Source organism: Serratia sp. DFXYC6 (assembly GCF_057196085.1).
In genome coordinates this window covers 434,447-447,565 of sequence record NZ_JBXUNV010000001.1, presented here as the reverse complement: position 1 = coordinate 447,565, position 13,119 = coordinate 434,447, and the positions used below count along the sequence as shown (strand labels likewise).

Sequence of the window (13,119 nt, the reverse complement as noted above, 5' to 3'; positions counted from 1 at the left end):
GCCACTTTTCGGCGTTGTCATGCAGGCCACTTTTCTGCGCTTGAAGCCCTGTAGACATGGGGTATAGTAAAAAACCATCTCCCTAACCGGGCCAATTTCGCATGCACATCCCGTTAGATCGCGAACAGGACGTTCCGCTGTATTTGCAGATCGAAGAAGCGCTGCGGCGCGCCATCCTCACCGGCGTGTTCGTGGATGGCGACAAGCTGCCCTCGACACGCACGCTGGCTGCCGAATTGGCGGTCAGCCGTTTGACGGTGGATAACGCCTATGCCGAACTGGCGGCCAAGGGCTTTTTGCACCAGCGGCGCGGCAGCGGCGCCTATGTCGCGCACCCGCAGGCGCAAACGCGCCCGGCCCGGCCGACCAGCAACGCCCCTTTCCCGCTGGAGAGCTTCACCACCCTCACCTCGCGGCTGGACGGCTATGCCGACGCCCCGCTGCCGGAGGGGCTGATCAACTTTGCCGCCGGCGTCGGCAGCCCCAAGATATTTCCGCTGGAGGCGTTTCGCAAAGTGCTGCTGTCGGTGCTCAGCCGCCACGCGGAAGAAGCCTTCAGCTACGGCGAATACTGCGGCTACTACCCGCTGCGCGATACGCTGAGCCGCATTCTCAGCGCCCAGGGCATCCCCACGCAGGCCGAACAGGTGCTGATCACCAACGGTTCGCAGCATGCCATCAGCCTGGTGGTGCAAAGCCTGCTGGCGCCGGGTGATACGGTGATCGTCGAAGAGCCGACCTACGCCGAAGCGCTGGGCCTGCTGCGCCAGCACCGCATCAATATCGTCTCCGTGCCCGGCGATCGCCACGGCATGCTGGTCGATCGACTGCCCGAGCTGCTGGAACGCCACCGCCCTAAACTGATCTACACCATCCCCAACTTCCACAACCCGACCGGCCGCTGCCTGAGCGAGGCCCGCCGGTGGCGCCTGCTGGCGATCGCCCAACAGGCCGGCGTGGTGATCCTGGAGGACGACTTCGTCGGCGATCTGCGTTATCAGGGCAAACAGCTGCCGTCGCTGCGAGCGCTGGCGCAGCCGGGCGCGGTGATCTACGTCAGCACCTTCTCCAAAATGCTGCTGCCCAGCATGCGCATCGGCTATCTGGTGGCGGACAGCGAACACTATCAACGTTTCGCCAGGCGCAAGCACGTCGACAGCTTCACCAGTTCCAGCCTGATCCAGCGGGCGCTGGACGCGTTCGTCACCGTCGGCCGTTACGACAAGCAGCTGCGGCGCGCCGGGCGCGTCTACCGCCTGCATCTGGAAGTCATGATCGACGCGTTGCAACATCGGCTGCCGCCGGGGTGCCGTTTCGAAACGCCGCAAGGCGGCTTGTTTATCTGGCTGACGCTGCCGAAGGCGGTGACCACCGCCGAGCTGATGCCGGTGGCCTGGCGACACGGGGTGACCTTCGCGCGCGGCGAATGCTTCTATGCGCAGGAACAGCTGGGCGCACACGGCCTGAGGCTGAATTTTGCCGCCAACTCGCCGCCGCAGATTGAAGAAGGTATCGCCCGGCTGTGCCGGGCGATTGAGGAAGTGATAGCGGAGAAAAGCACCGGTTAGACGGCGGCCCACCACAGCCGCAGCTTCATCCCCCAGTAGCTGGTCCAGCCGGTGGTGCTTTGCACCACCTTGCCCTGCGAGATCACCACGAAGGTCGGCGTGACGCCAATCCGCCACTGCGCCGACAGCGCGCCGGCCGGATCGTTGACCACCGGCAGCGCCAGCCGTTTACGCGCCAGCCACTGCTTCACCTGGGCATCATCGCCCGATCGCAGCGCGACGGTCAGCACGTTGCCGCCCGCCGCCTGCAAGCGGGCGACGTCCGGCGTGGTGAAACGGCAAACGCCGCACCAGCTGGCCCAAAAGTAAACCAGCAGCGGCCGCTCATGGCTGAGCTGCGCCAACGACACGCGCTCGCCGTCCAGCGAGGTCAGCGTCTGGGCATCGAAGGCCGGCGGCGCCTGCGGCGCATTCAGCCAATCCATCACCGTCACCACCGCCAATGCAATCAGCGCCAGCAACAACAACTCGCGCCCCCAGCGCTTGAGCTTAGCCATTGTTAGCCTTCGCCAACAGCTGTTTCACCATCGCTTCCAGCTCTTCATACGACACCGCCCCCGGCAGCATTCGATCGCCGATCAGCGTCGCCGGCGTCCCTTGTACGCCCAGTTGCTCCGCCAACGCCATATTGGTGCGCAGCGTGGTCATGCTCTGTTCGCTCGGCGCCACCGCCTTGACGCCGGTTTTCTCTTGCGCGGCGGCGATGCTGGCATTGTCGTGGAAGCCCTTTTTCGCCATCAGCCGCTGGTGCAGGGCCCAGAATTGATCCGGGTGCTGTTGCCAGGTGGTGAGCGCCACGCGCGCCGAACTGACCGAGCTTTCGCCCTTGAACGGCAGCAGCTTCACCACCAGCGCTACGTCCGGATATTGCTTGACGATTTTCTCCAACATCGGATCAAAACGCTTGCAGTACGGGCAGTTATAGTCGGTAAAGGTCACCAGCGTCAGTTTGGCGTTGGCGGCGCCCAGGCGCGGGCTGGCCGGATCCTGGTACAGCGTTTTGGCGTTCTGCTTGATAGCCTGGCTGATTTGCTCGCCGGCGGTTTGCTGCTGCCAGGCGTCCACCGCCTGCGCCAGAATGTCCGGATTGGACACCAGCGTTTCGCGGATCATCTCTTTGATACGCGCCTCTTGCGCCGGGGTAAAAGGCTCGGCGGCCCACGCTGGGGCGGCGATGATCATCAGTAAAATCAGTAGTTTTTTCATTGTTCGGTTCCTTTGGCATGGGAAAGCGTTTGCAGCACGGCGTCACGGGTCAACAGCGGGGATAGCACCACGCCGTCCGGGCTGCCGGGGCCATAGACTTGGTTGAAAGGCACGGCGACGCTGCCGCGCTTTTGCAGGAAGGCGCCGATGTCGGCCGATGGACGGCTCCAGTCGCCGCGCAGCGCGACCACATCGTCGGCGCTCAGCGCGCGCTGTACGTCATCACGCAGCAGCACATTGAATTTGTTGGCTTTACAGGTCACGCACCAGTCGGCTGTCACGTCGACGAACACCCGCTTATGCTGCGCCAGCGCCTCGGCGATCGCTTGCTCGCTCAGCGGTTGCCACTGCACCCGATCCTGCAACGGCTGGCGCCACAGGCCGGCGCTCAGCGATCCGGCCAGCAGGACCACACCCGCCAGCACCACAGTGCCCGCCGCCAGCTTGGCCGCCAAGCGTGCCCCCTGTTGGCGCCATACCGCCAGCAGCAACGCCAGCAGCGCCAACGCCCCCAGCCACAGCGTGGCCTGCACGCCGATATGGTTGCTCAGCAGGCTCAGCAGCCACAGCGACGACGCCAGCATCAGCAGCCCCATCGCCAGCTTGACGGTATTCATCCAACGGCCGGGGCGCGGCAAACGCAGCGCCAGCGACGGCCAGGCGGCGATCAGCAGCCACGGCAGGCTCATGCCGATGCCGAGCGCGATGAACATGCCCCACAGCACCGGCAGCGACGCCGCCAGCGCGAAGGCCACCGCCGTGCCGAGAAACGGCGCCGAGCACGGCGTCGCCAGCAGCGTGGCGAACGCGCCCTGCCAGAAATGGCCGCTCAGACCGCGCCCGTTATGGGTCGCCAGCGAGGTATTCAGATCGGACGAGAGACGCAAATGGAACAGGCCGAACAGGTTGGCGCTGAACAGCAGCGTCACCAGCACCATAAAGCCGATAAACCACGGATTCTGGAACTGAATGCCCCAGCCGAGCGCGTGGTTGCCGAGCCGCAGCAGCGTCATCAGCAGGGCCAGCGCCATAAACGAGGCGACGATGCCCAGCGACGACGCCAGGAACTGCAGACGAACGCTGCGCCGATCGCGCCGCTCCACCTGCAGGATGGAGCCGAGCTTGATGCCCAGCACCGGCAGCACGCACGGCATCAGGTTGAGGATTAACCCGCCCGCCAGCGCCATCAATACCGCCTGCCACAACGGGAACGCCGCACCGGCGGGCGCGGCCAACGCATCGCCAATCGGCAGCGTAATCTGCTGCGCCATGCCGCCGTCGTCGATCACCAGCGTCAGCGTTTTGCCGCGCAGGTCCGGCGCCGCATCGCCCCAGCCATCGCTGACCGGCACTCGCGCCAGCAACCGATCGCCGTCGGTTTCAACCTGCGGCTTGCCGAGATCGGCATCCGCCAGCGTATCGAAGAACAGCGCAGGCTGTTGCCAGCCGGCGGCGCGTTCGGCGGCAATCTGCAGCTCGCCGCTGCGATACCCGGCCTTGACGTTATCCGCCAACCCGGCGGTGATCGGCACCTGCCCCATCGCCTGCGCGAAATCGTGATTAAACTGCGGATCGTGAGGCGTCGCCAGATCCAGACTGAACGGGTAGTCGGTCAGAATGCAGACGTTGCTGCAGGTGGACAGCGTCAGCGTACCCGCCAGCGGGCCGGATACCTGGCCTGACATCACGATCGGCAACGTGACCCGATCGTGATAACCCTGGGTGGAAATGCCGGCCACCTCGAAACGCTGCGGCGTCGGCCAGTGCCAGGTCGCCGGCGGTGGGTTGCCTTGCCAGACGATAGCCGGCGCGATGCCGCCTTCGCCCGGAGAGCGCCAATAGGTTTTCCAGCCTTTTTGCAGCTCGACCGACAGCAGCAGGCGGGTCTCACCCGGCTGTGACGTGTCGGCGCGCAGCCGCACCTTGGCATGATCGTTGGCCGGATTTTGCAGCCAGCCGCTGTCCGCCGCCTGCAAGGCAGGCAGCCACAGCATAAACAGGCAAGCGCAGGCCAGCCTGATGATTTTCAACATGTTAATTCTCCATAAATGATTAATTCACCACGAAAAACGGGCGATTAACTCATTCACGGAAGACGCATAATCGAAGGTGCACCCTGAGGGTGGGTGGTGAAATGGCGCGAGGAGGAGGAATGCGCAGACGCGCGGCGATGGTCGGCGCCAACAGCGCCAGCAGCAGACCCAGCCCGAACAGCACGGTTTCGAACATCACCGGCGGCGCGGCCAGCAATGACTTGGCACTCAGCTCACAGGGCGTCGGCTGCGCTTCGGCGGCCTCATCGCCGGATTGAACGGCGGTGGCGGCCGGGATCCCCAGCGTTTGCTGCAGCGCATGCAGGCCCGCCATGCGCTGGGTCATGCACGTCAGCACCACCAGGCAAGCCAGGCATAAAAACCATTTTGCAATCCGCTGCCGTTTAACCATGCCATCCTCATGTTCAGATCTGGGGTTATCTTAGCGGCGCGGGCGCGATTAGCAACGTTTTGTCGGTAAAGAAATGTCTGAGCGGCGGTATTGATGGCGGCGATTTACAGGTATCATAGTGGGTAAGCCTGCGCTTTTCGCCGGGTACGATGACGATTCTCTCCTCCAGGCATTCTGCGGGGATACACAGCGAAGGACTGGTGATATGCAACCTTTGAGTGGGCCGGGCACCCCAATCGCCGGCGAACGCCCCCCCTCCCCGGGCAAAACGGCGGCCACTGACGATCAACCCCTCTCTCCGGCGCAGCGCACGACGCTGGAAAAACTGATCGTGAAAATCATGACGCTCAGCCCGGTCAAATCGGCGGAGATCTGGGCGTCTCTGCGTCACGATCTCGGCGCCGACAAAGGCGGCGAACTGCTGGCGCGCCATTTTCAACCGGCGGAACAGCTGCTGCAAACGCGCCTGACGCAGGCGCAGCAAAACCATGCCGGGCGTCAACTGCTGCAACAGCTGGCCGAATTGCTGCCGCAGGGCAATAACCGCCAGGCGGTCAGCGACTTTATTCGTCAGCAGTTCGGCCATACGGTGTTGAGCCAACTGAGCCCACCGCAATTGCAACAGGTACTTAATCTGTTGCAAACCGGCGGCCTGACCATTCCCCAGCCGCAGCAAACCGCCACCAGCGATCGCCCGCTGCTGCCCGCAGAGCATCAAAGCCTGCAGCAGCAGATCACCAAACTCAGCGCCGCCACCGGCGAAGCGCCGGCTAAAATCTGGCAAACGCTGTTCGATCTGGCGGGCGTGAAAACCAACGATCCGCTGCCGGCGCGCCACTTCCAGCTGCTGAACCAGTTTTTACAGGTGAAGGTGGCGCTCAGCCCGCAGAACGCGCCGACGCTGAACAACCTGCTGGCGGCGCTCAAGCAGCCGGCGGACGAGCGAGAACTGCAGCAGATGAACGACTATTGCCAGGCGCGCTTCAACTGCGGCGCCAATGCGCCGCTGACGCATCCGCAAATGAGCGACGCCATTCATCAGCTGTTTGCCCGCCGTCTGGATAAAGCCGGCCAGGCGCAGCCGATCGCCAGCCACCCTGTCGAACCGCAGCCGCTGCTCAACCCGCTGATCGCCGCCTTGCCTCTGCCGCTGCAAAAAGCGCTGAGCAAGCCGGCCGTAGCGCTGATCCTGCTGCTGTTGGCGTTGGCGATCGTGCTGGCGCTGGTGTTTTAACGCCTCAGGCGCAGCCGCAGTCCTCAGCAGCCGCCCGATCGCGCAACGATCCCGGCTGTTCTCCGATGACCAATGGATGGCCATCGCGCAGCCAGAAGTCCAGCCCACCGATCAGCTCCTTCACCCTGAATCCCAGTTTCGCCAGCTTGTAAGCACCTTTGGTGGATCCGTTGCAGCCAATGCCGTCGCAGTAGGTCACATACACTTTCCGGCGATCCAGCTGCGCCGTGCCGGCTTCATCCATCAGGCGATGCGGCAAACTGAGCGCACCGGGGATATGCCCGGCGGCGTACAGCGCCTCCGCGCGGGTGTCGATCACCACCATCCCGTCCACGCCATTGCGCAGATCTTCCGCCACATCCCAGGCATCAGCATAGCGGCTCAGTTTAGCCGCCAGATAGGCCAGGCTTTCTTCCGGCGCCGCCGGCGGAAAAGCCAGCATCAATGATTCTTTCGACATATCACTTACTCCCGTGCATCAAGACAGATGACAATAGTGCCCCATTTTGGTCTTATGATTGATACCCATTATCCACAGATGATAAGACCCATTATGCGGCACACGCTGATCACGCTGTTTCAGCAATCGCCCCAGGCCGTCGGCACGCTGCGCGAACGTCTTTGTGCGGCATTGCGGCAGGCCATCCACCACGGCGCATTGAACATTGGGCAACGCCTGCCCTCCAGCCGAGTGCTGGCTGGGGATCTGAACCTCTCAAGGGTGACCGTCGAAGCAGCGTACGGCCAGTTGGAGGCGGAGGGGTATTTGCAGCGCCGCGTCGGCCAGGGCACATTTGTGGCTATCCACATCGCCAAATCGCCGCCGCCGCCCCGCACCGCCATGCCGCGCCTTTCGCAACGCGGCCAACAGATCGTGCAAACCGGCGGCTGCCGCGATCCGCAGCAGCCACAGGCGTTTGCCGCCGGCTCGCCGGATCTGCGCGCGTTTCCGCTAGCCTTGTGGAAGCAACTGACCGCACAGCGCCTGCGGCTACAGGGAGAAAGCCTGCTGCGCTACGGTGACCCGCAGGGCTATTTGCCGCTGCGTGAAGCGATTGCCGCCCACGTCAACCAAACGCGCGGCGTAATCTGCGATGCAAACCAGGTTATCGTGCTGACCAGTTCACAGCAGGCGCTGCAGCTGATCGCCACGTTGCTGCTGGACAGCGGCGACAGCGTCTGGATGGAAGAACCGGGTTACGCCGGGGCGAGAAACGCCTTTATCAGCGCCGGCGCCGCCCTGACGCCGGTGGCGGTAGACGGCGACGGCCTGCGCGCTGAGCCCTCCTTGCCCGAGCCGCGTTTGATTTATTTGACGCCCTCGCACCAATACCCAACCGGCGCAGCGCTCAGCCTGGCGCGCCGCTTGGCACTGCTGACGCTGGCGGAAAAGCAGCAGGCCTGGATCATTGAGGACGATTACGACAGCGAGTTTCATTACGACGGCCTGCCGATACCGGCGATGCAGGGTCTGGATCGCCGTGGCCGGGTGCTGTACCTCGGCACCTTCTCCAAATCGCTGTTCCCTTCGCTGCGGTTGGCGTACCTGATCGTACCGCCCACGCTGGTTGAAGCGTTCGTCACCGCACGCACGGTGTATGACGGCCACAGCGCGCAGCTGATGCAGGCGGTCACCGCCGAATTCATCCGCCAGGGGCACTTCGCCGCGCATATCCGCTACATGCGCCAACTCTACCATAGCCGGCGCGATGTGTTGCTGGCGGCAGTACGCGAAAAACTCGACCACTTCGCCACCCCCGCTCCCGCCGCCGGCGGCCTGCAGCTCAGCGTCTGGCTGCCGCCCGGCCAGGAGGCAGCGCTCAGCCGGCAAGCGCGGCGGCTCGGCATCCTTACGCCCGGGTTAACAGCGCAATACCAAACGGTTCAGGCGCAGCGCGACGGGTGGCTGCTGGGCTTTTCGGCCCTGACACCGGGCGAGATCCGCAGCGCCGTCGAGCGGCTGGCGCGGATCACCGTGGCTTAGCCTGGCCCCAATGGGACGCCGATCGGCTTATTGTTCGGTCAGGCGCATCTCCGCCACCAGCGGCAGGTGGTCGCTTACCGCCGGCCAATGCACGCCGTTCCAGTCGCCGCTGGTGTTCGGCACCGTCAGGCTGTCCAGATGCCAGCGCTGCGCGTTGCCGGTGAAGATGTAATCCACCTTGATTTCGGCGTTTTCCGCCGGCCAGCTGCGGCCGTCCTGCCCGTTGGGCATGATATCGTTCCAATAACGGCTCAGCTCCAGCCAGGTGACGCTGCCCGGCACATCGTTCATATCGCCGAACAGCAGCTTGATGCCGCGCACTTCGATGGTGCGATCGTTCAGCTCCCGTACCTGATCCAGACGCATCGTCGGATCTTCCTTGGTATCGAGGTGGGTGTTGAACAGGGTGATCGGCGTCGGGAACTCCGGCACATCAACCTTGGCGCTGAAGGCGATGCGCTGTTCGCGCTGGCCGGACGGCAGCGGATAGATCACGGCGTCGTGCAGCGGATACTTCGACAGAAACGCCAGGCCGTATTCACCGCCGTCGAAATCGATTGCCCGGCCGAACACCGCCTGCATGCCGGTCAGTTTCGCCAGTTCCGCCGCCTGATCGACCCGCCCGCTGCGGGCGGTGAGTTTATCCACCTCCTGCAGCGCCACCACGTCGACATTCATCGCGCGAATCGCCTTGGCGATGGCGGTCATGTCGCTGACCTTGCCGGCGGCGATATTGAAGCTGGCGACGCGGATCTTCGGCGCCTGCTCCAGTTCGTAGGTTTTGTTCTTCAGGCCGCCCAACGCGCTGACCACTTCGCGGCTGTTGGCGTTGCTGTTGGCGTGCCCGGTATCGGCAGACGACCAGGCGCTGTGAGAGATGCCCAGGGACAGTAAGGTGATAAGCAGAGCGTGACCGGTGTGCATGAATTCTCCTTGAGGGACAGATAAATGTTATGTGGGCGCTTCCTGGCCCACAGCTAACACCGATTTTGCCGCAGAAACCTGCGACTATTTCCTAGTTGCACCGCTATTTTTCGTTTCTGCGCGATGCTTCGCATTCTGGCGGTTTACGCATTGCACCGTTGGACAAACGGCTGATTTCGTTTTAAAACCGGTAGATTGCCAACCGCGAGGAGTTCCGATGACCAGCCCGATTGCCGAACAGCTTACCGAACGTTTCTTCCGCTATCTGGCGGTGACCAGCCAGAGCAACGCCGCCGCAGCCACCCTGCCCAGCACGCCGGGGCAGCATGAGATGGCGCAACTGTTGGCCGACGAGCTGCGCCGGCTCGGCCTGGCCGACGTGCAGATCGACGAGCACGCCACCGTCACCGCCCGCAAGCCCGGCACCCAACCCGGCGCGCCGCGCATCGGCTTCATCACGCATATCGACACCGTGGACGTCGGCCTGTCACCCGAGATTCGCCCGCAGCGCCTGCGCTTCACCGGCGAAGATTTATGCCTGAACGCCGAGCAAGGCATCTGGCTGCGTACCGCCGAGCATCCGGAGATCCTGCCCTACCGAAACGAAGAGATCCTGTTCAGCGACGGCACCAGCGTGCTGGGCGCCGACAATAAGGCGGCGGTCACCGTGGTGATGACGCTGCTGGCCAACCTGACCGCAGCCGATCGCCACGGCGATATCGTGGTGGCGTTCGTGCCGGACGAAGAGATCGGCCTGCGCGGCGCCAAAGCGCTGGATCTGCAGCGTTTCCCCGTCGATTTCGCCTACACCATCGACTGCTGCGAACTGGGTGAAGTGGTGTACGAGAATTTCAACGCGGCGGCGGCGGAGATCCGCATCGAGGGGGTGACCGCCCACCCGATGTCGGCGAAAAACGTATTAATCAACCCGATACGCATCGCCAACGACATCATCAATCGATTCGATGTGCAGGATACTCCGGAGCACACCGAGGGGCGCGAGGGTTATTTCTGGTTCACCGATCTGGCCGCCAACGCCAATCAGGCGACGCTGAAGGTGTCGATTCGCGACTTCGATCGCGCGGCGTTCGAGGCGCGCAAGGCCCGCCTTGAGGAGACGGTGCGCCAGGTGGCGGCCAACTATCCGCGCGCCAACGTCAGCTGCAGCGTCAGCGACATCTACAGCAACATCAGCAACGCCATCGGCGAGGACCGGCGCGCTATCGATCTGATCTTCGGCGCCCTCGCCGCCCACGGCATCCCGCCGAAGGTGATCCCGATGCGCGGCGGCACCGACGGCGCGGCGCTCTCCAGCCGCGGCATCCTGACGCCCAATTACTTCACCGGCGCGCATAACTTCCACTCGCGCTTCGAGTTTTTACCCGTCAGCGCCTTCGTGAAATCCTATCAGGTGACCCGCAGCATTTGCCTGCTGGCCGCGCGGCAAAGCGGCCAACCGGCTTAGCTCATCACCCAGCCGAGCAACGCGGCCCATGCCAACAGCGGCAGCGAATAATAGTGGAAGCGCAACCAGATCTTGCGCTCCCCCGCCATGCGCAACGCAATCAGGTTGGCGAGCGATCCGATCGCCAACCCGAAGCCGCCGGCGTTGACCGCATAGGCCAGCTGAGCGCTGGAGGGCACATAGTTGAGCAACAGTATGGTGGCCGGCACGTTGCTGACGATCTGCGACAGCCCGACGCCCAACGCATACACGCTCCCCTCGCTCAGCCCGGCGATGGCGGCGAACGCCGGCTGAAGCGGCGGCAAACGGGTAAACAGGCCGACATCGATGAACATGGCGGCGAACACGAAAATCAGGCTCCAGTCGATCTGCAACAGCACTCGGCGCGCCAGCAGCAAGAAACCGGCGAACACCGCCAGCAGCCCATACAACGGCAGATCGAAATCGAGACACAGCAGGAAAACCGCATACAGCCCTACACAGCTCAGCAACAGCGGCCGCTGGTAGGGATAGCCCTCGGTATTCGGCGTTTTCACGATGTCGCGCGCCGGGAAGCTGAACCAGGTCAGCGCCAGCAGGCTCAACATCATTGCGGCGCCAAACGGCGCCATCTGGCCGATGAAGCCGAGGAAAGAGAGACCGGAGCGGCTCCACAGCAGGATATTTTGCGGGTTGCCGATCGGCGTCAGCAACGAACCGGCGTTCACCGCCAGCGCCTGGAAGATGATCAGGCGGCCAACCGGCAGCGCCGACAGCTTTTTCAGCGTGATGGTGAGCGGAATGACGATAAACAGCGCTACGTCGTTAGTCAGAAATGACGACAACAGCGCGGCGGAGAACACCAGGAACAGCGCCAGCCGCCGTTCGCTGTGCAAGCGGTTGATAATCTTGCGGCCGACAAAATCGAAGTAGCCGCTGACCTCCACCCCTTTGGTCAGCAGCATCAGCCCCAACAGGGTGATGAGGGTACGGCCGTCGATAAAACCACCCAGCGCTGCCAGCGGCTGCGGATGAAAGGCGAACATCGCCACGCCGGCCAGCAGCAATGCATGCAAGAAACGGTCTTTGGCAAAGGGATGGATGAGCCGGGAAATGGCGGTTGAACTCATAGCGGCAGTGTGAACCTCACCGAAAAGAATGGGCAGACGTTAGCTCAGACGCGGCTTCAGCGCCAGCAAAATGCTATTTTACCTTTATCCGCTTTCCATTTGCCGCGCATTACTTTATTTGTAGCGGCTTTCACGGTTTCAAAGGACATGTTATGGCTTCCCTGTTCGCCAAAGGAGCGCTGTTGAGCGCCTTATGCGCCCTGCTCGCCGCCTGCGACGACGCCTCCTCCCGCCCGCAAATCGATATTGACGGCAAAACCATGGGCACTTTCTACAGCGTAAAAGTCAGCGGTGACGTCGCGATCGGCAAACAAGAATTGCAGCGGCAGATCGACACGGTGCTCGAACGGGCCAACGACGACATCTCGACCTACCGCGCCAATTCGGTGCTGTCGAGGTTTAACCGCAATGTTAGCCTCGAACCGCAGTCTATCCCGCGCGGCATGGCGGACATCGTGTTGATGGCTCAACGCATCGGCCGCGATACCGGCGGCGCCATGGACATCACCGTCGGCCCCTTGGTGAACCTGTGGGGGTTCGGTCCCGACAAACATCCGGTCAAGGTGCCGGAACAGGCGCAGATCGACGCGGCAAAGCAGCGCACCGGCCTGCAGCACCTGAAGCTGATCAGCGACAACCGCGGGGAGTGGCTGCAAAAAGATCTGCCGGGCATGTATGTCGATCTCTCGACGCTGGGCGAAGGCTATGGCGCCGATGAGCTGGTGCGCCTGATGAACCGTCACGGCATTACCAACTACCTGGTATCGGTCGGTGGTGCGGTCTCTTCACGTGGCGTCAACGGCCAGGGCAAGCCCTGGCGGGTGGCGATCCAAAAGCCGACCGACCGTGAAAATGCGGTACAGGCGCTGGTGGATCTGCACGGTTACGGCATCAGCACCGCCGGCAGCTACCGCAACTACTTTGAACAAAACGGCCAGCGTTACTCCCATGTCATCGATCCGACCACCGGCAGGCCGATCAACCACCGGCTGGTTTCCGCCACGGTGATCGCCCCGACCGCGCTCGAGGCCGACGGCTGGGATACCGGTTTGATGGTGCTGGGCCCGGAGAAAGCGTTGCAGCTCGCGGAAGAGAAAGGGCTGGCGGTCTACCTGATCAGTAAAACCGACGACGGCTTCAGCGCCGTGATGACGCCGCAGTTCAAAGCGTTTTTGGTGCAGTGA

General features: G+C 63.2%; 12 protein-coding genes. 5 read left to right on the top strand and 7 right to left on the bottom strand.

Features of this window, described 5'->3' with window-relative positions:
* Positions 1-101: 101 nt before the first annotated feature.
* Positions 102-1,568, top strand: a complete 1,467-nt coding sequence (gene pdxR, locus AC2CGQ_RS02290) for a MocR-like pyridoxine biosynthesis transcription factor PdxR (RefSeq protein ID WP_484593450.1) — start codon at positions 102-104, stop codon at positions 1,566-1,568.
* Here pdxR (AC2CGQ_RS02290) and AC2CGQ_RS02285 read toward each other — a convergent pair.
* Genes AC2CGQ_RS02285 through AC2CGQ_RS02270 form a run of 4 tightly spaced genes read right to left on the bottom strand, consistent with a single transcriptional unit; the run spans position 1,565 to position 5,219 of the window.
* Complete coding sequence (locus AC2CGQ_RS02285; RefSeq protein WP_015378604.1) at positions 1,565-2,065, bottom strand: protein disulfide oxidoreductase; 501 nt, start codon at positions 2,063-2,065, stop codon at positions 1,565-1,567. The genes pdxR (AC2CGQ_RS02290) and AC2CGQ_RS02285 overlap by 4 nt on opposite strands.
* Positions 2,058-2,774 carry a DsbA family protein gene (locus AC2CGQ_RS02280; protein ID WP_484593449.1) on the bottom strand — a complete coding sequence of 239 codons (717 nt, stop codon included), beginning with the start codon at positions 2,772-2,774 and terminating at the stop codon, positions 2,058-2,060. Before AC2CGQ_RS02280 ends, AC2CGQ_RS02285 begins: the two co-directional genes overlap by 8 nt.
* A complete protein-coding gene (locus AC2CGQ_RS02275) occupies positions 2,771-4,807 on the bottom strand; it encodes a protein-disulfide reductase DsbD family protein (protein WP_088381814.1) in 2,037 nt (678 codons plus the stop codon). The genes AC2CGQ_RS02280 and AC2CGQ_RS02275 overlap by 4 nt, the downstream gene beginning before the upstream one ends.
* Before the next feature lie 49 nt (positions 4,808-4,856).
* Positions 4,857-5,219 carry a hypothetical protein gene (locus AC2CGQ_RS02270; RefSeq protein WP_015378607.1) on the bottom strand — a complete coding sequence of 121 codons (363 nt, stop codon included), beginning with the start codon at positions 5,217-5,219 and terminating at the stop codon, positions 4,857-4,859.
* 205 nt (positions 5,220-5,424) lie between these two features.
* On the opposite strand from AC2CGQ_RS02270, the gene flk reads away from it, so the two are divergent.
* Complete coding sequence (gene flk / locus AC2CGQ_RS02265; RefSeq protein WP_044030780.1) at positions 5,425-6,453, top strand: flagella biosynthesis regulator Flk; 1,029 nt, start codon at positions 5,425-5,427, stop codon at positions 6,451-6,453.
* 4 nt (positions 6,454-6,457) lie between these two features.
* Here flk and AC2CGQ_RS02260 read toward each other — a convergent pair whose 3' ends face one another.
* On the bottom strand, positions 6,458-6,913 hold the full coding sequence (locus tag AC2CGQ_RS02260; RefSeq protein ID WP_484593448.1) for a rhodanese-like domain-containing protein: 456 nt from the start codon (positions 6,911-6,913) through the stop codon (positions 6,458-6,460).
* A 93-nt stretch (positions 6,914-7,006) separates the two neighbouring features.
* Between AC2CGQ_RS02260 and pdxR (AC2CGQ_RS02255) the strand changes: the two genes are divergently transcribed.
* Complete coding sequence (gene pdxR, locus AC2CGQ_RS02255; protein ID WP_484593447.1) at positions 7,007-8,437, top strand: MocR-like pyridoxine biosynthesis transcription factor PdxR; 1,431 nt, start codon at positions 7,007-7,009, stop codon at positions 8,435-8,437.
* Between the two features lie 27 nt (positions 8,438-8,464).
* Here the strand turns inward: pdxR (AC2CGQ_RS02255) and AC2CGQ_RS02250 are convergent, their stop codons facing one another.
* Entirely contained in the window at positions 8,465-9,361 is an 897-nt protein-coding gene (locus tag AC2CGQ_RS02250; protein WP_484593446.1) for an endonuclease/exonuclease/phosphatase family protein, read from the bottom strand.
* 217 nt (positions 9,362-9,578) lie between these two features.
* Between AC2CGQ_RS02250 and pepT the strand changes: the two genes are divergently transcribed.
* Positions 9,579-10,826, top strand: a complete 1,248-nt coding sequence (pepT, locus tag AC2CGQ_RS02245; RefSeq protein WP_004936192.1) for a peptidase T — start codon at positions 9,579-9,581, stop codon at positions 10,824-10,826.
* On the opposite strand, the gene AC2CGQ_RS02240 is transcribed toward pepT, so the two are convergent.
* The gene (locus AC2CGQ_RS02240; RefSeq protein WP_060559993.1) at positions 10,823-11,935 is read right to left on the bottom strand and encodes an SLC13 family permease; all 1,113 of its coding nucleotides are present in this window, start codon (positions 11,933-11,935) and stop codon (positions 10,823-10,825) included. The genes pepT and AC2CGQ_RS02240 overlap by 4 nt on opposite strands.
* 152 nt (positions 11,936-12,087) lie before the next feature.
* On the opposite strand from AC2CGQ_RS02240, the gene apbE reads away from it, so the two are divergent.
* Positions 12,088-13,119 carry an FAD:protein FMN transferase ApbE gene (apbE, locus tag AC2CGQ_RS02235; protein WP_021505583.1) on the top strand — a complete coding sequence of 344 codons (1,032 nt, stop codon included), beginning with the start codon at positions 12,088-12,090 and terminating at the stop codon, positions 13,117-13,119.

Bases quoted from the DNA above. Each gene is read 5' to 3' on its own strand.
- flk (WP_044030780.1), top strand. From the start codon at position 5,425: ATGCAACCTTTGAGTGGGCCGGGCACCCCAATCGCCGGCGAACGCCCC.
- AC2CGQ_RS02270 (WP_015378607.1), bottom strand. From the start codon at position 5,219: ATGGTTAAACGGCAGCGGATTGCAAAATGGTTTTTATGCCTGGCTTGC.
- AC2CGQ_RS02250 (WP_484593446.1), bottom strand. From the start codon at position 9,361: ATGCACACCGGTCACGCTCTGCTTATCACCTTACTGTCCCTGGGCATC.
- AC2CGQ_RS02260 (WP_484593448.1), bottom strand. From the start codon at position 6,913: ATGTCGAAAGAATCATTGATGCTGGCTTTTCCGCCGGCGGCGCCGGAA.
- apbE (WP_021505583.1), top strand. From the start codon at position 12,088: ATGGCTTCCCTGTTCGCCAAAGGAGCGCTGTTGAGCGCCTTATGCGCC.
- AC2CGQ_RS02240 (WP_060559993.1), bottom strand. From the start codon at position 11,935: ATGAGTTCAACCGCCATTTCCCGGCTCATCCATCCCTTTGCCAAAGAC.
- pdxR (WP_484593450.1), top strand. From the start codon at position 102: ATGCACATCCCGTTAGATCGCGAACAGGACGTTCCGCTGTATTTGCAG.
- AC2CGQ_RS02285 (WP_015378604.1), bottom strand. From the start codon at position 2,065: ATGGCTAAGCTCAAGCGCTGGGGGCGCGAGTTGTTGTTGCTGGCGCTG.
- pdxR (WP_484593447.1), top strand. From the start codon at position 7,007: ATGCGGCACACGCTGATCACGCTGTTTCAGCAATCGCCCCAGGCCGTC.
- pepT (WP_004936192.1), top strand. From the start codon at position 9,579: ATGACCAGCCCGATTGCCGAACAGCTTACCGAACGTTTCTTCCGCTAT.
- AC2CGQ_RS02275 (WP_088381814.1), bottom strand. From the start codon at position 4,807: ATGTTGAAAATCATCAGGCTGGCCTGCGCTTGCCTGTTTATGCTGTGG.
- AC2CGQ_RS02280 (WP_484593449.1), bottom strand. From the start codon at position 2,774: ATGAAAAAACTACTGATTTTACTGATGATCATCGCCGCCCCAGCGTGG.